General features: G+C 72.7%; 28 protein-coding genes, 1 tRNA gene and 1 pseudogene. 6 read left to right on the top strand and 24 right to left on the bottom strand.

Going from position 1 to position 20,777, the window contains the following annotated elements; translation table 11 throughout:
• Window positions 1-121: 121 nt before the first annotated feature.
• The gene (locus tag ACZ5XZ_RS08835; protein WP_468975538.1) at window positions 122-415 is read right to left on the bottom strand and encodes a Dabb family protein; all 294 of its coding nucleotides are present in this window, start codon (window positions 413-415) and stop codon (window positions 122-124) included.
• A 56-nt stretch (window positions 416-471) separates the two neighbouring features.
• Window positions 472-636 (bottom strand): hypothetical protein, encoded by a 165-nt coding sequence (locus tag ACZ5XZ_RS08830; protein ID WP_384424520.1) that lies wholly within the window; start codon window positions 634-636, stop codon window positions 472-474.
• Window positions 637-1,036: 400 nt separating this feature from the next.
• On the opposite strand from ACZ5XZ_RS08830, the gene ACZ5XZ_RS08825 reads away from it, so the two are divergent.
• Entirely contained in the window at window positions 1,037-1,531 is a 495-nt protein-coding gene (locus ACZ5XZ_RS08825; RefSeq protein WP_468975536.1) for a hypothetical protein, read from the top strand.
• A gap of 72 nt (window positions 1,532-1,603) precedes the next feature.
• Here ACZ5XZ_RS08825 and ACZ5XZ_RS08820 read toward each other — a convergent pair.
• The 4 genes from ACZ5XZ_RS08820 to ACZ5XZ_RS08805 form a co-directional block, all read right to left on the bottom strand.
• Window positions 1,604-1,690 (bottom strand) — tRNA-Ser (locus ACZ5XZ_RS08820).
• Between the two features lie 90 nt (window positions 1,691-1,780).
• Window positions 1,781-2,371: a nucleoside deaminase gene (locus tag ACZ5XZ_RS08815; RefSeq protein ID WP_468975534.1), complete on the bottom strand. Its 591-nt coding sequence runs from the start codon at window positions 2,369-2,371 to the stop codon at window positions 1,781-1,783.
• 23 nt (window positions 2,372-2,394) lie between these two features.
• The gene (locus ACZ5XZ_RS08810; protein ID WP_468975959.1) at window positions 2,395-2,913 is read right to left on the bottom strand and encodes a tRNA adenosine deaminase-associated protein; all 519 of its coding nucleotides are present in this window, start codon (window positions 2,911-2,913) and stop codon (window positions 2,395-2,397) included.
• Between the two features lie 211 nt (window positions 2,914-3,124).
• Complete coding sequence (locus ACZ5XZ_RS08805; RefSeq protein WP_468975532.1) at window positions 3,125-3,355, bottom strand: hypothetical protein; 231 nt, start codon at window positions 3,353-3,355, stop codon at window positions 3,125-3,127.
• 177 nt (window positions 3,356-3,532) lie between these two features.
• On the opposite strand from ACZ5XZ_RS08805, the gene upp reads away from it, so the two are divergent.
• Window positions 3,533-4,168, top strand: coding sequence for a uracil phosphoribosyltransferase (upp, locus tag ACZ5XZ_RS08800; RefSeq protein ID WP_384424530.1), 636 nt, complete (start codon window positions 3,533-3,535; stop codon window positions 4,166-4,168).
• A 67-nt stretch (window positions 4,169-4,235) separates the two neighbouring features.
• Here the strand turns inward: upp and ACZ5XZ_RS08795 are convergent, their stop codons facing one another.
• The 8 genes from ACZ5XZ_RS08795 to ACZ5XZ_RS08760 form a co-directional block, all read right to left on the bottom strand.
• The gene (locus ACZ5XZ_RS08795; protein WP_468975956.1) at window positions 4,236-4,877 is read right to left on the bottom strand and encodes a LytR C-terminal domain-containing protein; all 642 of its coding nucleotides are present in this window, start codon (window positions 4,875-4,877) and stop codon (window positions 4,236-4,238) included.
• Window positions 4,878-5,018: 141 nt separating this feature from the next.
• Window positions 5,019-5,315, bottom strand: coding sequence for a type II toxin-antitoxin system VapB family antitoxin (locus ACZ5XZ_RS08790; protein ID WP_362912149.1), 297 nt, complete (start codon window positions 5,313-5,315; stop codon window positions 5,019-5,021).
• A gap of 201 nt (window positions 5,316-5,516) precedes the next feature.
• Window positions 5,517-6,134, bottom strand: coding sequence for a DUF4232 domain-containing protein (locus tag ACZ5XZ_RS08785; RefSeq protein WP_468975530.1), 618 nt, complete (start codon window positions 6,132-6,134; stop codon window positions 5,517-5,519).
• Between the two features lie 164 nt (window positions 6,135-6,298).
• Window positions 6,299-6,850, bottom strand: a complete 552-nt coding sequence (locus ACZ5XZ_RS08780; protein WP_468975528.1) for a hypothetical protein — start codon at window positions 6,848-6,850, stop codon at window positions 6,299-6,301.
• A complete protein-coding gene (locus tag ACZ5XZ_RS08775; RefSeq protein WP_468975526.1) occupies window positions 6,847-7,551 on the bottom strand; it encodes an RNA polymerase sigma factor in 705 nt (234 codons plus the stop codon). The genes ACZ5XZ_RS08780 and ACZ5XZ_RS08775 overlap by 4 nt, the downstream gene beginning before the upstream one ends.
• A gap of 29 nt (window positions 7,552-7,580) precedes the next feature.
• The gene (locus ACZ5XZ_RS08770; protein ID WP_468975524.1) at window positions 7,581-8,138 is read right to left on the bottom strand and encodes an LAETG motif-containing sortase-dependent surface protein; all 558 of its coding nucleotides are present in this window, start codon (window positions 8,136-8,138) and stop codon (window positions 7,581-7,583) included.
• 295 nt (window positions 8,139-8,433) lie between these two features.
• A complete protein-coding gene (locus ACZ5XZ_RS08765) occupies window positions 8,434-9,489 on the bottom strand; it encodes an NAD(P)-dependent alcohol dehydrogenase (protein WP_468975522.1) in 1,056 nt (351 codons plus the stop codon).
• A 152-nt stretch (window positions 9,490-9,641) separates the two neighbouring features.
• Window positions 9,642-10,211, bottom strand: coding sequence for a PadR family transcriptional regulator (locus ACZ5XZ_RS08760; protein ID WP_468975520.1), 570 nt, complete (start codon window positions 10,209-10,211; stop codon window positions 9,642-9,644).
• 89 nt (window positions 10,212-10,300) lie between these two features.
• Between ACZ5XZ_RS08760 and ACZ5XZ_RS08755 the strand changes: the two genes are divergently transcribed.
• Complete coding sequence (locus tag ACZ5XZ_RS08755; RefSeq protein ID WP_468975518.1) at window positions 10,301-10,753, top strand: nuclear transport factor 2 family protein; 453 nt, start codon at window positions 10,301-10,303, stop codon at window positions 10,751-10,753.
• 76 nt (window positions 10,754-10,829) lie between these two features.
• Here the strand turns inward: ACZ5XZ_RS08755 and ACZ5XZ_RS08750 are convergent, their stop codons facing one another.
• Both ACZ5XZ_RS08750 and ACZ5XZ_RS08745 read right to left on the bottom strand, forming a co-directional pair.
• Window positions 10,830-11,036, bottom strand: a complete 207-nt coding sequence (locus ACZ5XZ_RS08750; protein WP_384424548.1) for a ferredoxin — start codon at window positions 11,034-11,036, stop codon at window positions 10,830-10,832.
• Window positions 11,037-11,233: 197 nt separating this feature from the next.
• The gene (locus ACZ5XZ_RS08745; RefSeq protein WP_468975516.1) at window positions 11,234-12,472 is read right to left on the bottom strand and encodes a cytochrome P450; all 1,239 of its coding nucleotides are present in this window, start codon (window positions 12,470-12,472) and stop codon (window positions 11,234-11,236) included.
• A gap of 280 nt (window positions 12,473-12,752) precedes the next feature.
• Here ACZ5XZ_RS08745 and ACZ5XZ_RS08740 point away from each other — a divergent pair, with 280 nt between their 5' ends.
• The gene (locus tag ACZ5XZ_RS08740; protein WP_468975514.1) at window positions 12,753-13,262 is read left to right on the top strand and encodes a MarR family winged helix-turn-helix transcriptional regulator; all 510 of its coding nucleotides are present in this window, start codon (window positions 12,753-12,755) and stop codon (window positions 13,260-13,262) included.
• Between the two features lie 50 nt (window positions 13,263-13,312).
• Here ACZ5XZ_RS08740 and ACZ5XZ_RS08735 read toward each other — a convergent pair whose 3' ends face one another.
• The 5 genes from ACZ5XZ_RS08735 to ACZ5XZ_RS08715 form a co-directional block, all read right to left on the bottom strand.
• Window positions 13,313-14,458 (bottom strand): flotillin family protein, encoded by a 1,146-nt coding sequence (locus ACZ5XZ_RS08735; RefSeq protein ID WP_468975513.1) that lies wholly within the window; start codon window positions 14,456-14,458, stop codon window positions 13,313-13,315.
• A gap of 11 nt (window positions 14,459-14,469) precedes the next feature.
• Window positions 14,470-14,721, bottom strand: coding sequence for a hypothetical protein (locus ACZ5XZ_RS08730; RefSeq protein WP_393486117.1), 252 nt, complete (start codon window positions 14,719-14,721; stop codon window positions 14,470-14,472).
• 169 nt (window positions 14,722-14,890) lie between these two features.
• On the bottom strand, window positions 14,891-15,547 hold the full coding sequence (locus ACZ5XZ_RS08725) for a peroxiredoxin-like family protein (protein WP_468975511.1): 657 nt from the start codon (window positions 15,545-15,547) through the stop codon (window positions 14,891-14,893).
• The gene (locus ACZ5XZ_RS08720; protein ID WP_468975509.1) at window positions 15,544-16,161 is read right to left on the bottom strand and encodes a TetR/AcrR family transcriptional regulator; all 618 of its coding nucleotides are present in this window, start codon (window positions 16,159-16,161) and stop codon (window positions 15,544-15,546) included. The genes ACZ5XZ_RS08725 and ACZ5XZ_RS08720 overlap by 4 nt, the downstream gene beginning before the upstream one ends.
• Before the next feature lie 223 nt (window positions 16,162-16,384).
• A complete protein-coding gene (locus ACZ5XZ_RS08715; protein ID WP_468975508.1) occupies window positions 16,385-16,843 on the bottom strand; it encodes a nuclear transport factor 2 family protein in 459 nt (152 codons plus the stop codon).
• 149 nt (window positions 16,844-16,992) lie between these two features.
• Here ACZ5XZ_RS08715 and ACZ5XZ_RS08710 point away from each other — a divergent pair, with 149 nt between their 5' ends.
• Window positions 16,993-17,580 (top strand): TetR/AcrR family transcriptional regulator, encoded by a 588-nt coding sequence (locus ACZ5XZ_RS08710; RefSeq protein WP_468975506.1) that lies wholly within the window; start codon window positions 16,993-16,995, stop codon window positions 17,578-17,580.
• 177 nt (window positions 17,581-17,757) lie between these two features.
• Window positions 17,758-18,126, top strand: coding sequence for a peptidoglycan-binding domain-containing protein (locus ACZ5XZ_RS08705; RefSeq protein ID WP_468975504.1), 369 nt, complete (start codon window positions 17,758-17,760; stop codon window positions 18,124-18,126).
• A 53-nt stretch (window positions 18,127-18,179) separates the two neighbouring features.
• Here ACZ5XZ_RS08705 and rocD read toward each other — a convergent pair whose 3' ends face one another.
• The 3 genes and pseudogenes from rocD to ACZ5XZ_RS08690 form a co-directional block, all read right to left on the bottom strand.
• The gene (gene rocD, locus ACZ5XZ_RS08700; protein WP_468975503.1) at window positions 18,180-19,415 is read right to left on the bottom strand and encodes an ornithine--oxo-acid transaminase; all 1,236 of its coding nucleotides are present in this window, start codon (window positions 19,413-19,415) and stop codon (window positions 18,180-18,182) included.
• The gene (ddaH, locus tag ACZ5XZ_RS08695; RefSeq protein WP_468975501.1) at window positions 19,412-20,236 is read right to left on the bottom strand and encodes a dimethylargininase; all 825 of its coding nucleotides are present in this window, start codon (window positions 20,234-20,236) and stop codon (window positions 19,412-19,414) included. Before ddaH ends, rocD begins: the two co-directional genes overlap by 4 nt.
• A 153-nt stretch (window positions 20,237-20,389) precedes the next feature.
• Window positions 20,390-20,710 (bottom strand): annotated as a pseudogene (locus ACZ5XZ_RS08690) (Lrp/AsnC ligand binding domain-containing protein); the annotation flags it as partial.
• Window positions 20,711-20,777: the final 67 nt, after the last annotated feature.

Raw genomic sequence — 20,777 nt, 5'->3', positions numbered from 1 at the left:
GAGCGGGCCTTGGGGGAGGCGCGCGGGGCGGGCGGGTGGCGTACCCGGGGTGGGGTACGGCAAAGCCCCCCGCCCGGTGGGGCGAGGGGCTCGGTGTACGGCGTACGGGGAAGTGTGCGACTCAGAATTCGTAGTCGGCGATCACCCAGGTGGCGAATTCGCGCCACTGGGTGGCGGCTGCCTGGTGGGCCGGGTGCTCCAGATAGCGCTTGAGGGCGTCCGCGTCGGCCACGGCCGCGTTGATCGCGTAGTCGTAGGCGATCGGGCGGTCGGTGATGTTCCAGGCGCACTCCCAGAACTCCACTTCCGGGATCTCGTCCTTGAGGACCTCGAACGCGTGGACACCGGCGCGCACCCGCTCGTCGTCGCGGGCGACGCCGTCATTGAGCTTGAACAGGACCAGGTGGCGGATCACGGGGGCCTCCGTACGACGGGCGATCACCGGGGGCCGCCCGGTCGGGCGGCGGACCCCTAGTTGATCAGCTGGGTCATGAACTCGCCGACGCCCTGGGCGGCGGACGAGATGCCCTCGAAGCCTATCTGGACCAGGTCGGCGGCCCGTTGTGGGGACGTGATGATCGTGTACAGCACGAAGACGATGATCAGGTACATCGCGATCTTCTTCGCCTGCGCCATCAGTCCCGTCTCCCCTACGGCAGTCCCCTACGGCAGTCCCGGCAGTTCCCGGTTGCAGTCGGGTGAGTGTAACCACACGTGTTCGAGCGCGGGAGTCGCGACGGCGGGGGAACCGGGGTACTGATCCGGACTTTATGGACCAAAGGCCCGCCAAAGGAGGCCCTTTGTCGGCCTGTTGAGACGCTTCGGGGGAGCACCATGAGTGAGTGGCCCAGTGGATCTGGCAGGAATTCCCGGGCCCGGACCAGGGCCTCACTGCGGGGTCCGCGCCGTGCGCCCCCCCTGACGCGGCGTGGACTTTGGGGTTCGGTCCTCGTCGGGGGAAGCGGCCGTCCCCCGACCCCGCTTCCCCCGACCATAATGGCGGGACGCCTGACCCGAGGGGGGACCCAGAATGCCCATGAACTCCGCACGGCCCGAGTCCGATCCGTCGTACCCGGCCGGCCACCTGCCCGCTCCGGCGCGTCGCCGCCCGGCGGGCCCCGCGCGGCCCGCCGTCGTGCTGGCGCTGCTGCTCGGCCTGCTGGCCGCGGCGGTCGCACCCGCGGCGGCAGCCGGCCGCGGTACGGGGGAGGCCGCCCGGGCGGCGGCCGCCACGAGCACGGTGAGCCGCGCGGTCGAGGTGTCCGGCGCCGCCGCGGCCCCCGCGCAGGCCGCCTCGTACGGCCACCACGGCGCGCACCACGGCGTGCACCAGGCCACGCACCACAAGACGGCCTTCAAGTCCAAGAAGGGCAAGTGGAAGTCGAAGGTCAAGAAGAAGAAGGGCTTCTTCAAGAAGCTCGGCATCTTCCTGATCGTGCTGTTCGTCGTCTTCCTGATCGTCCTGATCCTGGTGATCTGGCTGCTCGTCCGCTTCGTCCGCCGCGCGGTGAGCCGGCGACGCGACGCGTAACAGCGCCGGGTCCCCGCGGGCCCGGACACGACGAAGGCCCCGATCCCTGAGGGATCGGGGCCTTCGTTCGAGCGGTAGCGGTGGGATTTGAACCCACGGAGGAGTTGCCCCCTCACGCGCTTTCGAGGCGCGCTCCTTCGGCCGCTCGGACACGCTACCGAGAGAGAGCTTAGCCCACGGGTGGCCGTGCGCCGAAATCGGATTCCGGGGAGCGGGCCGAGCACGGTCCGCGCGGGCCCGTGCCGCCGGTCAGCGGTCGCGGAAGAACGCGGTGAGTTGAGCGGCGCACTCGGCTTCGAGGACGCCGGTGACGACCTCCGGGCGGTGGTTGAGACGCCGGTCACGCACGACGTCCCACAGGGAGCCGGCCGCGCCCGCCTTGGCGTCGCGGGCGCCGTAGACGACGCGGTCGACGCGGGAGAGGACGACGGCGCCGGCGCACATCGTGCAGGGTTCGAGGGTGACGACGAGGGTGCAGCCGGTCAGCCGCCAGCGGCCCGCCGGCCGCCCGCCGCCCGGGCCGGCGTCCTCCGCGGACCGCGCCGGGAAGGCCCCCGTGCGCGCGGCTTCCTCCTGGAGGGTGCGGGCGGCCGCCCGCAGGGCGAGGATCTCGGCGTGCGCGGTGGGGTCGCCGGTGGCCTCGCGTTCGTTGTGGCCGGTGCCCAGCACCCGGCCGTCCGCGGACAGCACGACGGCGCCCACCGGGACGTCACCGGTCCCGGGGGCGCGGGCGGCCTCCTGAAGTGCCTGCCGCATCGGGGCGATCCAGGGATCGCGCAGCGGGTCGGGCTCGGGGGAGGAGGGGGAACCGTGCAGCGGATCGGACTGGGGGGCGCTCATGCCCCCCAGTGTCGGTGACGGGGCTACCGGACGGCCTCCAGGATGTCCGTGCAGCCGAGGGCCTCGGCGATCGCGCCCAGGGCGTCGCCGTCGAGGATGAGCAGTTCCTTCTCCCCGATGCCGAGGTCCTCCAGGAGCCGGGCGTCGCCGAGCGGGCCGGTCGGGACGGGGGTGTCCGCCTCGTCCTCGCCCTGCTGCGTCTCGGGTTCGCCGTCCTCCGTGCCGTCCAGGTCGAGGCTTGCGAGTTCGTCCTCGACGTCCTTGTCGCGGCCGAGCAGCTCGTCGGTCAGCATCGCACCGTACGAGCTGCGGGCCGCCACGGCGGCGTTCGAGATGAAGACACGGGGGTCGTCGTCGCCGTCCAGCCGGATGACGCCGAACCAGGCGTCCTCCTGCTCGACCAAGGCCACCACCGTGTCGTCGTCCACCGCCGCCTCTCGGGCCAGATCGGCCAGATCGGTCAGCGTTTCCACATCGTCGAGCTCCGTATCGCTCGCTTCCCACCCGTCTTCGGTGCGCGCGAGCAGTGCGGCGAAGTACACCGTGACTCTCCCACTGGTCATAGGCGTGCCGGGCCGGGGCGGGGCGGCGCTGCACGCCGTTGGTCCCGCCCCTTCGGAATCGTGGCAGAAACATGGCGTTCGCGCGGGGTCTTCGACGCTGCGTCGTGCGGCGGTTGTGCGAGATGTCGCTCACGTGCCGCAGCGCGGGCGGGTGCGCGACGGATTTCCGCTACCGGCGGAACGGCCTGCGCTACCAGCGGAAAGTGCGCATCCGCATGGCCGTGCGCATGCGCTCGGCCCGCACCCGGCGCGGCTGGACGCGGTCGCGCAGCTCCTTGGCCTCGTGCAGTTCACGGAGGAATTGTGCGCGGCGCCGTCGGCGCGCCGCCGCGCTGTCCTCGCCCGGCTCGGTGCCGGAGGCCGGCCCCGGATCGCCGTGGACGGCGTCGTTCGAGTCGTCGGTCCGCTTGTGGTCGGGCACGCTGCACACCACCTTGGGCGCGATCTTTCGCCCGATGACGGGACGGCCGATCGGGCGTACGTGCCCACTTTCCCTCCTTTCGGTGCGGTCATGCCAGCCGGGCCGGGCGACCGTGGCCGGCAGCCGGGCGCCGCACGGCGGGCGTCGGGGCCCGTCGGCTCGGTTACTGTCGATGTCATGCGGATCCACGTCGTCGACCACCCGCTGGTGGCGCACAAACTCACCACACTGCGCGACAAGCGCACCGACTCCCCCACCTTCCGGCGGCTCGCCGACGAGCTGGTGACCCTGCTCGCCTACGAGGCCACCCGTGATGTGCGCACCGAGCAGGTCGACATCGAGACCCCGGTCACGGCGACCACCGGCGTGCGGCTCTCGCACCCGCGCCCCATGGTCGTACCGATCCTGCGGGCCGGTCTGGGCATGCTGGACGGCATGGTCCGGCTGCTGCCCACCGCCGAGGTCGGCTTCATGGGCATGGTGCGCAACGAGGAGACGTACGAGGCGCACACGTATGCCACGCGGATGCCCGACGACCTCTCGGGGCGGCAGGTCTACGTCGTGGACCCGATGCTGGCCACCGGCGGCACGCTGGTCGCGGCGATCCGTGAGCTGATCAAGCGCGGTGCGGACGACGTCACGGCGATCTGCCTGCTGGCCGCGCCGGAGGGCGTCGCGGTCATGGAGAAGGAGCTGGCCGGGACGCCCGTGACGGTGGTCACCGCGGCCGTCGACGAGCGGCTGAACGAGGACCGCTACATCGTGCCGGGCCTCGGCGACGCGGGCGACCGGATGTACGGCACCGCCGGCTGAGCGAGCGCCTCTCCCCCTGATCACTGTCGGGCCCCGCACCACCGGTGCGGGGCCCGCGCGCGTGCGATCAGCAGGTGTCCTCGGCGGGGGCGGGGGACGGGTGGGCCAGCACGGCCAGGGACTTGGCGGCGGCCTGCTGGGTGGCGAGGTCCTTGAAGGCGTCGCCGAGGATCAGGTCGAGTTCGGCGCTCTTGCGGTCGTCGGTCTTCTGCTGGGCGCCGGCGAGCTGGGTGGCCAGCACCTTCAGCGGGCCGTCGACCGCCGCCTTGGGGCCGAGCAGTATCCCGGCGCCCTTGACCTTCTTGTCGTAGGCGGCCGGGGCGTTGCCCACCTTTCCGATCTTGAAGCCGCGCTTCTTGAGCTCGTCGGCGGTGCGCTTGGCGAGACCGGCGCGCTGGGTGGCGTTGAAGACGTTGACGGTCAGGGTGCCGGGCGCGGGCGGCTTCTGCGCCGCGGTGCCGGCCTGTGCCCCGTTCGCCCGGCCGCTGTCCTGGCAGTGCTTCTTGCCCGGGGAGGCCTGGGCGGTGTCGCCCTTGCCGCCGAAGACGTCGATGAGCTGCAGCGTGCCCCAGCCGACCAGCCCGAGGGCACAGACGGTGGCGACGAGGGTGAGGACGATCCGGCGACGGTGCCGGGGACGGCGCATCCGCGGATACCTGTCGCCCGTGACGCGGTACTTCTTACCGCCCATGCCTGGAGGCGTCAGCATGCTCATGGGCGCAGCGTAGTGCGGACGGCGGTCCGTGCCTACTAAATGATCAACGCGTGGCGCAAGACCCAACCCAAAAGGATCAATTCGGGCGGTGGGTGGTCCGGGGCGCCGGGAAAACGCGGCACGCGGGCCGGGGTGTCAGTCCAGTTCGAGGACGCGGGCGTGCAGCACCTGGCGCTGCTGGAGCGCGGCGCGCACCGCGCGGTGCAGGCCGTCCTCCAGGTAGAGGTCGCCGCCCCACTTCACGACATGCGCGAAGAGGTCGCCGTAGAACGTCGAGTCCTCGGCGAGCAGCGTTTCGAGATCGAGCTGCTGCTTGGTGGTCACCAACTGGTCGAGGCGTACCGGGCGCGGGGCGACATCCGCCCACTGGCGGGTGCTCTCCCGGCCGTGGTCGGGGTACGGCCGCCCATTTCCGATGCGCTTGAAGATCACACGGAAAGCCTACCGGGCGAGCGGCACCGGGCGCAGCCATGCCGCGGCAGTGCAAAAGGATCATTGGCGGCAAATTTGGATCATTGGCGGGCGACACTCCGGGGGATATGGCCGGATGCGACCCGAACGGACTACGGCGCGCCCCGCCCCGCCGGTCGCGCTCCGTTCCGCGCCGGCGCCCGCCGCACCCTCCGGACGCCGTCACCACTTCCGGGCCGCCGCCAGGCTCGCCTGCCAGTACGTGACCCTGGCGGTGTGCGGGTCGACGGGGACCGGGGCGCGGTCGTCCAGGCCGACCTGGGTGGGGTGGGCGCGGGCGGTCAGCGCGACACCGAACTGGGAGATCTTCCTGCCGTCCCGGCGCCTTCCGTAGTGCGGGCCGCCGTCGGCCGAGGTGGTGATCGTGGCGTACGCGGTCGCGCGGGGCGCGAGGGTGACCGCGGACGGGGGCCGGCTGTCCTCGATCGCGGGGAGCGCGGGCTGCCGGTCGTCGCCGAAGCGCAGCAGGGGGTAGCCCTGGGCGGCGAAGTCGCAGGTCCGGTCGGAGTCGTTGGTGACCGTCAGCAGCATGCGGTGGGCGGGGTAGGGCAGCGCGCCCGCGTGGAAGCGGAGCATCTCGGGCGTACAGGCGACCCGCCCGCCGGGGCCGGGGCGGTCGCCGCCGTCCGGCGGGGCGGGGGCCGGTGACACGGCGGTGGCCGGCGCGTCGGCCCGGGTGCCGTAGCCGTCGTGGCAGCCGGCGGTCAGCGCCAGCGCGGCGGTGGCGGTCAGGCCCGCGGCGAACGCCCGGCGGGCGGTGACGGCGGTGATGGGCGGCATAGGAGACTCCCCCCGGGACGATGGCTGCACACGAACCTTCGGTGCGGGCGCTGATGATCGGCTAACGCGCCGCTAACGCCTGTCCGGGGGCGCACGGGTGCCGGAGCACCGACGCGCGGCCGGCGTCGGCGCCCCGGAATCGGCCGTGTCCCTGCCCGGGGCCGTCAAAGCGACGAGGGCGAGGGGGAGTTGCTCCGTTCGGGGGTGGCCGACGGCATCGCCGAGGAGGGCGGCCGGGTGGTCTCCACCGGGCGGCCGCCCGTAGGGGAGGTGGGGGTGGCGCTGGGGGCGCGCCCGGGTGGGCGCGCGGGGTCGGCGCCGGTCGACGGGGAACCGGAGGGGCTCGCGGTGCGGCCGGGGCCCGTCGGTGTGTCGGGCGGCGTCGGCTCGGGGGGTGGGACGCTGCGCGTCGGGGACGGGGTGGGCAGGGGGCTCGGTGAGGTGGCGGGGGGCGCGGGGCGGACCGGCGGGCCGTCCGGGGCGGTCGCCAGATAGCCGAGCGCGACGGCGGCGGCCGCGGCGGCCGCCGCCAGCGGCAGGCCGAAGCGGCGCAGCCAGGGCCGCTGCGGGCCGGCCGGCCGGCCGCGGCGCAGCGCCGGCCCCGGGGGCGCGGCGGGCCGCAGGTCCCGGATGCCGATGCTGTCCGCGCGGGCCGCGAGAGCCCGCCGCAGCCGCTCCTCGACGCGCCGTTCGGGCTCCGTGCCGGGGCCGTTCATGACCGCGCCTCCAAGGTCTTCTCCAGTGCGTCCAGGGCCCGGCTGGCGAGGGATTTCACCGCGCCGCGGCTGATGCCCAGCGTCGTCGCGATCTGCGCCTCCGTCAGATCGCACCAGTAGCGCAGTACGAGGACCTCGCGGCGCCGCGCGGTCAGCCCGCTCAGCGCGGCGAGCACCTCGCGGTGCTCCTCGTCCAGCACGATCCGCTCCTCCGCGGACGGCGCGTCGGCCTCGTACGGCGGGGTGTAGGCGCGCGCGGTGCGCCGGCGCCGCAGCACCGAGCGGGCGGCGTTGACGACCGCGGTGCGCAGATAGGCCAGCGCGTTGTCGACCTCGCCGAGCCGGTCGCCGTGCCGCTTGTAGAGCGCGGCGAAGGCGTCCTGGACGACGTCTTCGGCGGTGGCGCGGTCGTCGACGAGCAGAACGGCCAGCCGGACCATGGAAAGCCGGTGCGCGTGGTAGAGCTCGCTGATCGTGGGGCGGGGGTCGGGCGGCGGGGCGGTCGCGTCGTCGGGCAGGCGGTGCCCGTAGGGCGGGTGGCCGTCCCCGGGCGGCCGGGCGAAGGGCCCGGGGCGGTGCGGTGCCTCGCGGTGGATGGCCGCCGGGCGGGCGGCGCGCAGCAGCCGCCGCCACAGGGCGTGCCGGGGCCCCGGCAGGGCGAACCGTACCGGGGCGCTGTGCGGGCCGACGGAGTACTCCATGTGTTCCTTCGGGACGGCCGGGCGCCGGTTCAGCCGCGCCGGCGCCGGACGGCGTAGACCGTGCCGCCGCCCGCGGCGATCAGTGCCGCTGCCCCGCCACCGAAGGCCATCGTGGTCGCGGACGAGGCGCCGGTGTGCGCGAGCTCCTTGCCCTTCCCGCTCTGGGGGGCCTTGGACGGCTCGGCGCCGGGGCGGGGCGAGGCGGTGGTGCTCGGCCGCGGCCCGGGGAGGGTGGGCGAGGCGGACGGCCGGGGGCCGGCGGGCGAGCTGGGCGGGGCGGTGGGGGACGGGCTGACGCTGGTGTCCGGGGCGGGCGTCGGCCGCGCACTGCCGTCGGTCGGGCGCGGTGCGGGCGACGGGGTCGCCTGCCCGGGCCGGGTGTGCTGCGGCTGGGGTGTGCGGTCGTCGGCGTGCGCGGTGCCCGCCGCCGACAGCGCGGTGAACGCCAGCGCCGCGAGCAGCCCGGCGCCGGCCGCGCGGCGCAGAGCGGGGCGGTCGGCGGAACGGGCGGCGCGCCGCGGGGCGGCATCGGCCGCGTACGGCGAAACGGCGCGGGGGGCGCGGATGAGGCGGGGAAGGTGCTTCACGGTCGGCTGCTCCACGTTCTTCGACGGGCGGCGCCTGATGGCGCCCTCACCCGTCACGACGTGCGGCGGACGCGGGGGTTGCCGGGCGGCGGCGAGAATCTTTCGCGGGCCGGCTCATCCGGTGGCCGTCCCGGACGACGGGAGCGCGTGCCGGGACCGGGACCGGCCGGGCGCGCCGCGCCGCGCCGCGGCAGGCGAACGCCCGGGGCGGCCGGTGGCGGGCCGCCCCGGGCGTGCCGGCGGTCGACGGTCGACGGCCGGCGGCCGGATCGTGGACGCTCAGCCGGTGGCCGTCTCAGATGGTCGCCGTGTCGATCACGAACCGGTAGCGCACATCGCTCGCCAGCACCCGCTCGTACGCCTCGTTGATCCGGTCCGCGCTGATCACCTCGATGTCCGCGGCCAGCCCGTGCTCACCGCAGAAGTCGAGCATCTCCTGCGTCTCGGGGATGCCGCCGATCATCGACCCGGCCAGCGACTTCCGCCCCGGGATCAGCGCGAACGCCGCGACCGGAAGCGGCCGTTCGGGCGCCCCGACCTGGACCAGGGTGCCGTCGGTGCGCAGCAGGCCGAGGTAGGCGTTCAGGTCGAGGCCGGCCGAGACGGTGTTGAGGATCAGGTCGAAGGTGCCCGCCAGTGCCTCGAACGTGGCCGGGTCGGAGGTCGCGTGGTAGTGGTCCGCGCCCAGCCGCAGACCGTCGTCCTTCTTGCGCAGCGACTGGCTCAGCACGGTGACCTCGGCGCCCATGGCATGCGCGATCTTCACGCCCATGTGGCCGAGGCCGCCCAGGCCGACGACGGCGACCCGCTTGCCCGGACCGGCCTTCCAGTGGGCGAGGGGGGAGTACAGGGTGATACCGGCGCACAGCAGCGGGGCCGCGGCGTCCAGCGGGATGCTGTCGGGGATGCGCAGCGCGTAGTTCTCGTCGACGACGAGGTGCGTGGAGTAGCCGCCGTAGGTGGGCTCGCCGTCGCGGCCGGTGGCGTTGTACGTACCGACGTTGCCGAGCTCGCCGGTGCAGTACTGCTGCAGGCCGGCCCGGCAGTTCTCGCACTCCCGGCAGGAGTCGACGAAGCAGCCGACGCCGACGCGGTCGCCCGCCCGGTAGCGGGTGACCTCGGAGCCGACCTCGGCGACCACACCGGCGATCTCATGGCCGGGGACGATCGGGAAGTTCCCGCCGTCGCCCCACTCGGCGCGCACGGTGTGGATGTCGGAGTGGCAGATGCCGGCGTACTTGATCTCGATCAGGATGTCGTGGGCACCCAGCTCGCGGCGCGGAATCGTGATCCGCTCCAGGGGGGCCTTGGGGGCGGGCGCGGCGTACGCGGAGACAGAGGTGTGGGTCATGCCATCGAGAATCCGTCGTTCCGGTTGTCGTAACCAGTGCCCTGTTCAACCTGGGCACGCCGTGCCTACCCCTGCTAGAACCACCCTCCGCTTCGGCCGGCCGCCAGCCGCCAGCCGCCGGCCGCCGGCCGAGGAGGCGGGCAGGGACATCCCTAGGGCTGTTGAGGAACGGTGCTGCGCTCCCTCAGGACGCCCGCGATCCGCTCGCACCAGTCCCGGGTCTCCCGTTCGAAGCCGAGGCCGCGCAGGCAGGTCAGATACGGGCCGATGCGTACGCCGTGGGCCAGGAACTCCGCCTCGTCCCGCTCGCCGCGCAGCCGGGCCAGCAGCTTTTCGAAGATCTCGACCTTGGCGGCGGCGGTCCGGGCCCGCTCGTCGAGCTGCTCGATCACCGGTGCGGCGTCGATCCGGTCCACGGCCTGCACCTTCACCAGCAGATCGTCGCGGATGAACGACGGCTTGGCGGTGGCCGCCGCGAACCGCTCCAGCTCGGCCAGGCCCTCGTCGGTGACATGGAACAGCCGCTTGTTGGGCCGGGTCTCCTGCACCACCTGCCGGCCGCCGACCAGCCCCGCCGCCTCCAGCCTGGTCAGCTCGGCGTAGAGCTGCTGCGGCAGCGCGTGCCAGAAGTTGGCGACGCCGACGTCGAACGCCTTGGCCAACTGGTATCCGCTGTACTCGCCGTCCAGCAGTGCCGCCAGTACCGCGTGCTTGAGAGCCATCGCCCCGGGTCGTCCCTTCCCCGCTCTTCCCATACTCAAGAATATGACTAATCATATCCGTGACTAGGAAGCGGCGAGAGGGGACAACCATGGCGACGGTGGCGCGGACCGCGCAGGCCACTGCGGAGCGGTTCAAGGCAGCGGTGGAAGCGGGCGAACTCGGCGCGCTGGAGGAGCTGTTCACCGAGGACATCCGCCTGTACAGCCCGGTGAAGTTCACGCCCTTCGAAGGGCGGCCGATGGTCCTCGGGCTGTTCGGGGTGCTGCTGCGCACCTTCGAGGACTTCCATTACGTGGGCGAACTGGCCGGCAGCGCGGAGACGGCGGCCGGGGCGGCGGCCGGCCCCGCCGACTCGGCGATCCTGATCTTCCGGGCCACCGTGCGCGGCAAGCAGATCCACGGCATCGATCTGCTGCAGTTCGACGAGGCGGGCCTGATCAAGGAGTTCACGGTGATGGTGCGTCCCCAGTCCGCGGTGCAGGCGCTGGGGGAGGCGGTGCTGGACGGCCTGGTCGCCGCCGGGCTGGCGCCGCAGCCGTAGGGGTGTCCGCGCCGGGCGGGGGCCTCGGTGGCGACGCCGGCTGGCGCGCCGGTCCGAGGCCCCCGCGGGCGGCGGCTCACACCCGCTCGGTCTGCTCCGTCGAGATCGCGGCCGCCGGGCAGAGGGCGGCCGCCTCGCGTACCGCGTCGTGCAGCTCGGCCGGCGGTTCGGCGTCGACGAGGACGACGATGCCGTCCTCGTCGCGCTGGTCGAACACGTCGGGTGCCGACAGCACACAGCTTCCGGCGCCGCAGCACTTGTCCTGGTCGATGTGGACGCGCATGGTTCTCCCCGTAGGTGGGTGTCGGGTGGCGGGTGTTGGTGCTGGGCCTTGGGGTGCCAGGGTGGCGGGTGGAGCGGAGTGAGGTCGAGGTGATGTCGAGAGCCGGGGGTCCGGTTCCGGGCATCAGGTTCCGCGCTCCGGGCTCCGGACAATCTGGTGACGGGTATGGGGTGTGCGCTACGGAGCCCGGGGCGCGTTCACCAGGCGACCGGGAGCGCGTGCACCCCGTAGATCCCCATGTCGTGGCGGAACGGGACGTCCTCGAAGGGAACGGCCAGCCGCAGGTCCGGTAGCCGGCGCAGCAGGGTTTCGAGGGCGATCTGCAGTTCCACCCGGGCCAGTGGCTGCCCCAGGCACTGGTGGACGCCGAAGCCGAAGGCGACATGGCGGCGGGCGTCGCGGCCGACGTCGAGCGCGGCGCCGTCGGGGAAGACGTCCTCGTCACGGTTGGCGGTGTTGATCGTGCACAGCACGCCCTCGCCGGCGCGGATGGTGGCGCCGCCGACGGTGAGGTCCTCGGTGGCGACCCGCGGCAGGCCGTTGTGGACGATCGTCAGATAGCGCAGCAGCTCCTCGACGGCGCCCTTGATCAGCGTCGGGTCCTCGCGCAGCCGCGCCAGCTGGTCGGGGTTGCGCAGCAGGGTGAGGGTGGACAGGGCGGTCATGTTCGCGGTGGTCTCATGGCCGGCGATCAGCAACAGCCGTCCCATGGAGGCGATTTGGAGGGGGTCGAGTTCGCCGCGGTCGACCAGCCGGCTGACGATTCCGCCGTCCGGGAACCGCCGCTTGGACTCGGCGAGCTCACTCAGATAGCGCTCCAGGTCCGCCTGCGCGGTGCGTACGTCCTCGGGCGCCGAGCCGAGGTTGAGCAGGATCCGGCTGCACTCCTGGAAGAAGCCGTGGTCCTCATACGGGACGCCGAGCAGCAGGCAGATGACCAGGGACGGCAGCGGAAGCGCGAACTCGGCCACGAGATCGGCCGAGTCGCGGCCCTCGGTCATCCGGTCGAGCAGCTCGTCGGCGAGGCGCTGCACCTCGGGGCGCATCGCCTCCATCTTCTTGATCATGAAGTCGGCGGTGAGCATCCGGCGCTGCCGTGCGTGCTCGGGGTCGTCCGTGCGGATGAAGGCCGGGGAGCTGGTGAACAACTCCCGTGCGCCGGCGGTGAGGAAGGGGAATCCGGGGCGGGTCGCGTCGGCGCTGAACCGCGGGTCCCCGAGCACCGCCCGTACGTCCTCGTACCGGGTCACCAGCCAGCAGGAGGAGCCGTCCCACAGCGTCGCCCGGGTGACGGGCTCCTCCCGGCGGGCGCGTTCGACGCCGGGTGCCGGGTCGAAGGGGCAGCCGCCGGCCCGGGAGGCCGGGAGGGTGAGGGCGGCGGGGCCCTCGCCCGGGCCGGCGTCGCGCTGCGCCTCGGTGCGTTCTGCGGTCGTCATGCGGCTGGTCCTTCCGCGATCGGGACACGGCACTGCCGTGGTGAACGGTGTGCGGGTGGCGCCACTCCTCGGCGGTCGTCTGCGGCTGCGGGGCAAGGGGTCGACGTAATTAGTTACCTAAGTTAAGCAACTAAGTGACGCCACGTTAACTCACCCCGAGCGGGGCCGTGAAGGGGCGTTCATGGCCGCCGTGAGGTTGGCTCAAAGCGAGCGGGCAGGCGTACGGAGCGTGCCCGGAGCATCCCGTTCCCGTGGTCACCGGGACGGTTAAAGTGCCTGCATGCCGGAGCCCGGAAGAGACCAGGACCCCACCGCCGCACTGCAAAGAGTGCTGGCCACGCTGTCCTACCTGCTCACCCGATCCCGGGCGCACGAACGCCAGGCGGCCAGGGCGGGCGTCACGGCGGCCCGCTCCGACCTGTGGCTGCTGATGGCCCTGGAGGACAGCGGAGGGGTCAGCAGGGTCGGCGACCTGGCCGACCTGCTGATGGTCGAGCCCCCTCATGTCACCCGTCAGATCGGCCGGTTGGAGTCCCAGAACCTGGTCGAACGCACCCCGGACTCGGCCGACCGGCGCGCCCGCCAGATCGCCATCACCCCGCACGGCAAGGCCGTCCTGAAGCGCCTCCAGCACACGAGCCAGGCCGGTCTGAACGAGGCGCTCGACGGTTTCGACGACACCGATATCGCCACCACCGTCGCCGTCCTCAACCACCTGGTCGCCTGGGCCCGCCACCGGCACGCACAGGAGGAACGGCAGCGGGGGCGGGGCGGCACCGACACGACCTGAGGCGGGGGCCGGTGGCGCCGGATCGCGGTGCTCCGCGCTCTCGGCGCGGGCTACTCGATCTCGACGCGGCCGCCGGGGGCCTGGCCGTTGGGGGAAGCGGCGGTGTCGGTCCTGTCGGGGGTGCCGAGGTTGCGGCGGACGGAGTCGAGGATGGTCAGGCCCTGGCCGACCAGGCCGGCGGCGATCTCGCCGAGGCCGTCGGTGCCGTTGAGGACGTTGACGTTGGCGTTGGCCAGGCCCGCGGAGGCCTCCTTGACGATCTGCGGGAGCTGGTCGATGAGCATCCGGTCCAGGGCGACCCGGTCGTAGGAGGCGGCGGCCTCGGCCTGGATCTTCATGCGCTCGGCCTCGGCCGTGGCCAGCAGCTTGATGCGCTCGGCCTCGGCCTCGGCGGGCTTGACCACCTCGGCGACCAGTTCCTGCTGACGCAGCTGGGCCCGGCGCTGGGCCAGCTCGGTCTGCGCGGCGAGGACTTCCTGCTGCGCGTGCGCCTGGGCGAGCGGGCCGGCCTGGGCGGCGTGGGCCTGGGCGCGGTCCACCTCGGCGGAGTACTCGGCCTGGACCACGGCGGTCTGCCGGGAGTATTCGGCCTGATTGCGCGCGGCCTCCTGCTGCGCCTCGACCGATGCCTGGGTGGCCTGGGCCTGCGCGATCTGCGCCTGGCGCTGGATGGCTGCCTTGTGCGGGGCGGACATCGCCTCGATGTAGCCGGTGTCGCCGTCGTCGATCGACTGGATCTGGAGGGAGTCGACGATCAGGCCGATCTTGGCCATCTCGGTCTTGGAGGTCTCCAGGACCTCGGTGGCCAGCTTCTGCCGCTCGGTGACGATCTCCTCGACCGTCATCGAACCGATGATGGAGCGCAGATGACCGGCGAAGATGCGGCCGGTGAGGATCGACATCTGGTCCTGGTCGGACAGGAAGCGCTGACCGGCGTTGACGATGCTCTCGGTGTCGTTGCCGACCTTGAAGGCGATCACGGCGCGGACCGTGAGGGTGATGCCCTGTCGGGTCACGCACCGCTCGGCCACCTCGGCCTCACACATCGCCAGGGTCAGAAAGCGGACCTTGCGGAAGACCGGGAGCACGAACTTGCCGTGGCCGGTCACCACTCGAAACGGCGCGCCACCCTGTCCACGCCTGCCACCCGAGATCAGCATGGCTTGATCGGGGGAGGGAACGCGGTAACCGAACATCTGGTGTCTCCTCAACGGGCGTCGCCGGCGTCGCCGGTCAACGCGTCCAACGGATCGGCCCACTCCATGACGTCGACCTGGCGATGGCCACGGGACTCGGTCACGAGCACGGTCGCCCCTACCGGAAGGGGCTGGGCGGACCAGGCGACAAAGGCCTCCGAACCACCTCTGATCCGCACCAGGACCTCACCGGGGCCGGCAGCCCCGCGAGTGCCGATCAGCAGCACTCCCGTACAGCCGATCACGGCATCGTCCTGTGCCATCGGCGGCTGTCCTCCCCCGTAACGTTCCTGGAAAAGCGACCATAGCGCCCTGGCGCGCGGCGGCCTATGGGGGGATGGCGGCGAGTTGGGGTGCCGGTTCGCGGTGCGCCGCCGGGGGCACCCCCGCGCGTCGGATGGCCGTGGGAGAACGGCCGGAACTCCGGCGGAATCAGTGTGCGGAGGGTAGTGCGTCGAGGGCGGCGAGGATGTCGGAGGGCTCGGCGCGGGCGACGTAGTCGGTGTCTATGAAGGCCCAGCGGATGGTGCCGTCGCGGTCGATGACGTAGGTGGCGGGCACCGGCAGGGTGCGGGGATGGCCGCCGTTGACGCGCTGCAGGTCGAAGCCGAAGGAGTCGTACACGGCGGCCAGCTCGTCGGTCAGGTCGAAGGCGAGGCCGTACTGCTCGGCGGTGTCCGAGCCGAGGTCGCTGAGGACGTCGAAGGCCAGGGAGTGCTTCTCGGCGAGGGTGAGGGACTCATCGGGGATCTGGGGCGATACGGCCACCAGGTGGGCGCCGCGGGCGGTGATCTCGGCGTGGTGCTGCTGGAGGGCGCGCAGCGCCAGATTGCAGAAGGGGCACCAGGCGCCGCGGTAGAAGGTGAGCACGACGGGGCCGGTGGACAGCAGGGTGTCCAGACTGACGGATTCGCCGGTGGCGGTGGGCAGACGGAAGCCGGGGGCCGTGTCGCCGACCTGCCGGGCCCTGGCCGCCCGGCCCGACGCGGCGAGATCGCGGCCGGCGCGCTCCATCACGGCGCGGGCGGCGGCGGGGAGTTCGGGGTAGCCGGCGCGGAAGAACGCGGTGAGTTCGTCGTTGAGGCTCATGGGCGGGTCTGCTCCTGGGGTGAGGGTCGGGCGCGCAGCGGGGCGAGGGCGGCGGTCACCGTGTCGGTCAGGGACTGTGCGTCGGCGCCCGCGCGGGAGCGCAGATTGACGCCGTACGCGAGGGTCGCCAGCACCGCGGCGGCGTCGTCGAGGTCGGTGGACGGCTGGAGTTGGTCCCGTTCGGCTGCGGATTCCAGGGCGGACCGCATGGCCGACCGGAGCGCGCCGTGATGCTCTTCGAGCAGGCCGCGGACAGCGGGATCGGCGCACTCGGGACCGGCGTAGGCGTTGGTGACCATGCAGCCCCAGCCGGCGACCGGCCCGGCGCAGCGGACGCCGATCAGTCCGCTGAAGAACTCCTCGACGGCGGTCAGGCCCGATCCCGCCGACGCGAGCTGGGCGAAGGCCGGTGTGGAGTGCCGCTCTATATAGCGGCCCAGCGCCGCGGCGTAGAGGCCGTCCTTGTTGCCGAAGGTCGCATAGAGGCTGGAGCGGCTGACTCCGGTCGCGGTCACCAGGGCCTGGATTCCGGTGGTGGGCAGGCCCTGGCGCCAGAAGATCTGGAGGGCGTCGTCGAGCACGATGTCGGGGTTGAAGTGTTTGATGTCGGGCATGGCGGCCTGCTCGTCTCGCGCTGCGGAGTCCTCCCGCAACTCATCTTGGAACGGTTATTCCAAGATACTCCGACTCGGCCCACACGCAAGGGAGTTGGGGTAGCCGCTGTGGAAAACATCCGGAGCCGGCACCTCCGGAAACCTGTGGGGCCCGCCCCTCGGCGCCGGGCGTGCGGGCAGGGTCCGGCCCTGACGGGGTGAGGCGCCGGCGCCGGGCGAACGGTCAGTGGAAGGGGAGGGGGTGGCCCCGCTGCGCCTCCGGGCGCGGGCCGAAGATCCGCCGCTCCGCCGCCGTGATCGCGACATCGTGGATGCCGGCCTCCCGGCGGCGCATCAGCCCCTCCTCGTCGAACTCCCACAGCTCGTTGCCGTAGCTGCGCCACCACTGGCCGTCCGCGTCGCGGCTCTCGTACTGGAAGCGCACCGCGATGCGGTCGCCGCTGTAGGACCACAGCTCCTTGCGCAGTGCGTAGTCCAGCTCCCGGGACCACTTCCGGCGCAGGAAGGCCACGATCTCCTCCCGGCCGGTGAGGAAGGTGTCGCGGTTCCGCCAGACCGAGTCCTCGGTGTAGGCGAGGGCGACCCGCTCCGGGTCCCGGGTGTTCCAGGCGTCCTCGGCCGCCTGCACCTTCCGCAGTGCGCTCGGCTCGTCGAACGGGGGGAACGGGGGGCGTGGTGCCATGGCGGGCTCCCTGTCTCGGTGGGGCGGTCCCGGCCCTTGGCCGGACTGCCTCGGCGTGAAGGAGAACGATCGTTCTCCCCCTGGTCGGCTAGTGTAGAGAACGCCCGTTCTCCTGAAAAGTCGTGCCCGAGAAGAGCCACGGAGGTGTCATGGACCACGACGAGGCCCGCGCACAAGCCCGCACGCGGATACTCGACGCCGCGGAGAAGCTGTTCTACGACCGCGGGATCCAGGCCGTCGGCATGGACGAACTCCGCACCGCCGCCGGGGTGTCGCTCAAGCGCCTCTACCAGTGCTTCCCCGCCAAGCACGACCTCGTCGAGGCGTATCTGCGCCGACGCGACGAGCGCTGGCGCGCCGCCCTCGCCGCCTACGTCACCGAGCACGCCGACGACCCCGCGCACCGGCCGCTGGCGGTCTTCGACTGGCTGCACGAATGGTTCTCGGCGCCGGACTTCCGCGGCTGCGCGTTCATCAACGCGTTCGGTGAGCTGGGGGCCGTCTCCGACGGGGTCGGCCAGGTCGCCCGGGAGCACAAGCGGGCGCTGCTGTCCTACCTGACCGGGCTGGTCCAGGCCGTTCCGGTCCGCCAGCCCACCCTTGTGGCGGGCCAGTTGGCGCTCCTGGTCGACGGTGCGATCACCACCGCCGCGGTCTCGGGCGGGCCCGACGCGGCCCGGCACGCCCGCACCGCCGCCGAGAGCCTGCTGGCGGCGGCATGCGCTGCCCGGACGTAGCCACGCGGCCGCGCCGTCACTCATAGGGGCGGATTGCGCGGGGCCCGCGCATGGCCGGGCGCCGCGCGGGCCAAACCTGTCTGCGGCTGCCGCGCCGCCCGGCCGGTCCCACCGGGCCCGCCGGGGACGACGGTCCGCACGGCAGGCACGGTGCTCGAAGGAGAAGGAGAACTTCCGATGCCCAGGGGTCCGCGTACCTGCGCCGCCGTTCTTTCCGCAGCGGCCGGCCTGCTGCTGGCCACGGCACCCGCCGCCCACGCCGTCGCCCCGGCCGCCGCCCCGTCCCCCGCCGCCGCACCGCAGCAAGTCCGCGGCCACTGCGGCTACTACGACGGTCAGGCCACCACACGGCGCGGCGACTCGGGCGACGGGGTCAGGGAGGTCCAGTGCCTGATCAACTACTGGAGCGGCCGCAGCGTGCTGGACGGCGACGGCGACTTCGGTCCGCAGACCGAGAGCTGGGTGGCGCACTTCCAGGACGTGCACGGCCTGCTGGCCGACGGGGTGGTCGGTCCCCAGACCTGGAAGACCCTGCGGTCCGCCTAGGGCCTGACCCATCGGACAGGCCCTAGGGGCGGACCGCCCCACCCGCCTCGCTCCTAGGCCAGCACCCGCTCCAGGCAGGCCAGCGCCGAGGCCAGTTCCTCGCCGGTGATGGTCAGCGGCGGGGCGAGCCGGATCGTCGAGCCGTGGGTGTCCTTGACCAGAACGCCCTCCTTGAGCAGGCGTTCGCTGATCTCGCGGCCGGTCCCCAGGGCGGGGTCGACGTCGACGCCGGCCCACAGGCCGCGGGCGCGGAAGCCGGTCACGCCCTTGCCGACCAGGGCGGCCAGACCGGTACGCAGGACCTCGCCCAGGTCGGCCGCGCGGCGCTGGAACTCGCCGGTGGCCAGCAAGGCGACGACGGCCGAACCGACCGCCGCCGCCAGCGGGTTGCCGCCGAACGTCGAGCCGTGCTGGCCGGGACCCAGCACACCGAGCACCTCGCGACGGGCGACGACCGCGGAGACCGGGACGATGCCGCCGCCGAGCGCCTTGCCGAGCAGCAGGACGTCGGGGACGACGGACTCGTGCTCGACGGCCAGGGTGGTGCCGGTGCGGCCCAGGCCGGACTGGATCTCGTCGGCGATGAGCAGGCACCCGGCCCGCCGGGTCAGCTCGCGTACGCCGGTGAGGTAGCCGTCGTCGGGGATGACCACGCCCGCCTCGCCCTGGATGGGCTCGATCAGCACCGCGGCCGTGGTCTCGTCGACGGCCGCCTCCATAGCGGCGAGGTCGTTGTACGGGACGGTGCGGAAGCCAGGTGCGAAGGGGCCGAAGCCGACCCGGGCCGTCGCGTCGTCGGAGAAGCCGACGATCGTGGTCGTACGGCCGTGGAAGTTGCCGCCGGCCACCACGATCGTGGCCTGGTCCGCGGGGACGCCCTTGACGTCGTACGCCCACTTGCGGGCGACCTTGATGCCGCTCTCCACCGCCTCGGCGCCGGTGTTCATCGGCAGCACCATGTCCAGGCCGGTCAGCTCGGCCAGACCCTCGGCGAATCCGGCGAGCTGGTCGTTGTGGAACGCGCGGGAGGTGAGGGTGAGCTGGTCGAGCTGGCGGTGCGCGGCCTCGACGAGGTCCGGGTGGCGGTGGCCGAAGTTGAGCGCCGAGTAGCCGGCCAGCATGTCGAGGTAGCGGCGGCCCTCGACGTCCTCGACCCAGACGCCCTCGGCGCGCGCGACGACCACGGGCAGCGGGTGGTAGTTGTGCGCCAGGACCGGGCCCTCGGCGTCGATCAGCTCGGCGGACGAACGGGGCGCGCCTACACGGAGGGTGCGGGTGGGAGCAGTCATGAACGGATCTCCTGGGTACAGCACTTGATGCCGCCGCCGGCCTTGTGGAACTCCGACAGGTCGACGGGGACGGGGACGTAGCCGCGGGCGGTGAGTTCGTCGATCAGGCCGGTGGCCTGCGGGGCGATGAAGACATGGCGGCCGTCGCAGACGGAGTTCAGGCCGAAGGCCATGGCGTCGTCCCGGGTCGCGGTCACCGCCTTGGGGAAGAGCCGCGCGAGCACCTCACGGGACCCCGGCGAGAACGCCCCCGGGTAGTACGCGATGTTCGGCTCCCCGTCGTCTCCGCCGAGGACGAAGAGCGCGGTGTCCAGGTGGTAGAAGTGCGGGTCGACCAGCTGGAGGCTGATGGTCGCCGCGCCGAAGAACTCCTGCACCTCCCGATGGGCGGCCCGTGTCGTGCGAAAGCCGGTGCCGGCCAGCAGAAAGCGGCCCGCCGGGACCAGGTCGCCCTCGCCCTCGCACACGGACTCCGGCCGGTAGACGTCGAACCCGGCGGCCTTGAACCAGGTCTCGTACGCGGTGGACTCCGGCCGCCGCTCCGGCGCGTGGAAGTGCGAGCCGAAGACCCGCCCCTCCATGACGACCGCCGCATTCGCCGCGAACACCATGTCCGGCAGACCCGGCACCGGAGGCACGGACTCCACCGTGTGCCCGTACTCGCGGTAGGCCTCGGTCAGCGTCGTCCACTGGCGGCTCGCGAGGGCCGTGTCGACCGGCACGTCCGCCCGCATCCAGGGGTTGATGGCGTAGCGCACGTCGAAATGCCGGGGCTCGCAGACCAGATAGCGCCGGGGGCTCGGCGCACGGCTCGTCGGCACAGAAATATCCCTCCGCTTCCGTGAGGACGTGCGGGAATGACCAGTTGTCACTGATCGTCACCCGCGGTGCACTCCACGGTAAGAAGGGACCCATTCCGGTCACAAGAAACGAATGCTGCTCATCCACGCAGGAATGCTGCGTCCGAAGGGCCGCTACGGCCGGTTTGCTGCGCCGCCTTCCGTCGAGGGGCGGCTCGCGCCCGCCTCCGGGCTGTCCGGCAGCAGGTGGGACAGCACCATGTAGCTGATCGTCTTGCGGATGAACGGCTCGGTCCGGATCCGCTCCAGCACCTCCTCGAAGTGCTCGACGTCCCTCGCCCGTACGTGCAGCAGCGCATCGGCGCCACCGGTGACGGTCATCGCCGCCGCGATCTCCGGATGGTTGCGCACCACCTCGGCGAGCCGCCGGGGCGGCGCCGCGCTGTCGCAGTACACCTCGACGTACGCCTCGGTCAGCCACCCCAGTGGGGGGGGGGGGGGGGGGGGGGTGAAGCACCCTCGCAAGCTGTTTCCCCTCACCCCGTTCACCCCAAGACTGAGC

The sequence above is a fragment of the Streptomyces sp. NPDC033270 genome, assembly GCF_055576575.1.
The sequence above is the reverse complement of the archived record's forward strand: the minus strand, read 5'-3'. Positions and strand labels throughout refer to the sequence as shown.

Bases quoted from the DNA above. Each gene is read 5' to 3' on its own strand.
- ACZ5XZ_RS08815 (WP_468975534.1), bottom strand. From the start codon at position 2,371: ATGAGCGCCCCCCAGTCCGATCCGCTGCACGGTTCCCCCTCCTCCCCC.
- ACZ5XZ_RS08825 (WP_468975536.1), top strand. From the start codon at position 1,037: ATGAACTCCGCACGGCCCGAGTCCGATCCGTCGTACCCGGCCGGCCAC.
- ACZ5XZ_RS08775 (WP_468975526.1), bottom strand. From the start codon at position 7,551: ATGGAGTACTCCGTCGGCCCGCACAGCGCCCCGGTACGGTTCGCCCTG.
- upp (WP_384424530.1), top strand. From the start codon at position 3,533: ATGCGGATCCACGTCGTCGACCACCCGCTGGTGGCGCACAAACTCACC.
- ACZ5XZ_RS08710 (WP_468975506.1), top strand. From the start codon at position 16,993: ATGGACCACGACGAGGCCCGCGCACAAGCCCGCACGCGGATACTCGAC.
- ACZ5XZ_RS08785 (WP_468975530.1), bottom strand. From the start codon at position 6,134: ATGCCGCCCATCACCGCCGTCACCGCCCGCCGGGCGTTCGCCGCGGGC.
- ACZ5XZ_RS08780 (WP_468975528.1), bottom strand. From the start codon at position 6,850: ATGAACGGCCCCGGCACGGAGCCCGAACGGCGCGTCGAGGAGCGGCTG.
- ACZ5XZ_RS08760 (WP_468975520.1), bottom strand. From the start codon at position 10,211: ATGGCTCTCAAGCACGCGGTACTGGCGGCACTGCTGGACGGCGAGTAC.
- ACZ5XZ_RS08715 (WP_468975508.1), bottom strand. From the start codon at position 16,843: ATGGCACCACGCCCCCCGTTCCCCCCGTTCGACGAGCCGAGCGCACTG.
- ACZ5XZ_RS08730 (WP_393486117.1), bottom strand. From the start codon at position 14,721: ATGGCACAGGACGATGCCGTGATCGGCTGTACGGGAGTGCTGCTGATC.
- ACZ5XZ_RS08795 (WP_468975956.1), bottom strand. From the start codon at position 4,877: ATGCTGACGCCTCCAGGCATGGGCGGTAAGAAGTACCGCGTCACGGGC.
- ACZ5XZ_RS08755 (WP_468975518.1), top strand. From the start codon at position 10,301: ATGGCGACGGTGGCGCGGACCGCGCAGGCCACTGCGGAGCGGTTCAAG.
- ACZ5XZ_RS08720 (WP_468975509.1), bottom strand. From the start codon at position 16,161: ATGCCCGACATCAAACACTTCAACCCCGACATCGTGCTCGACGACGCC.
- ACZ5XZ_RS08750 (WP_384424548.1), bottom strand. From the start codon at position 11,036: ATGCGCGTCCACATCGACCAGGACAAGTGCTGCGGCGCCGGAAGCTGT.
- ACZ5XZ_RS08745 (WP_468975516.1), bottom strand. From the start codon at position 12,472: ATGACGACCGCAGAACGCACCGAGGCGCAGCGCGACGCCGGCCCGGGC.
- ACZ5XZ_RS08830 (WP_384424520.1), bottom strand. From the start codon at position 636: ATGGCGCAGGCGAAGAAGATCGCGATGTACCTGATCATCGTCTTCGTG.
- ACZ5XZ_RS08705 (WP_468975504.1), top strand. From the start codon at position 17,758: ATGCCCAGGGGTCCGCGTACCTGCGCCGCCGTTCTTTCCGCAGCGGCC.
- ACZ5XZ_RS08735 (WP_468975513.1), bottom strand. From the start codon at position 14,458: ATGTTCGGTTACCGCGTTCCCTCCCCCGATCAAGCCATGCTGATCTCG.
- ACZ5XZ_RS08740 (WP_468975514.1), top strand. From the start codon at position 12,753: ATGCCGGAGCCCGGAAGAGACCAGGACCCCACCGCCGCACTGCAAAGA.
- ACZ5XZ_RS08725 (WP_468975511.1), bottom strand. From the start codon at position 15,547: ATGAGCCTCAACGACGAACTCACCGCGTTCTTCCGCGCCGGCTACCCC.
- ACZ5XZ_RS08765 (WP_468975522.1), bottom strand. From the start codon at position 9,489: ATGACCCACACCTCTGTCTCCGCGTACGCCGCGCCCGCCCCCAAGGCC.
- rocD (WP_468975503.1), bottom strand. From the start codon at position 19,415: ATGACTGCTCCCACCCGCACCCTCCGTGTAGGCGCGCCCCGTTCGTCC.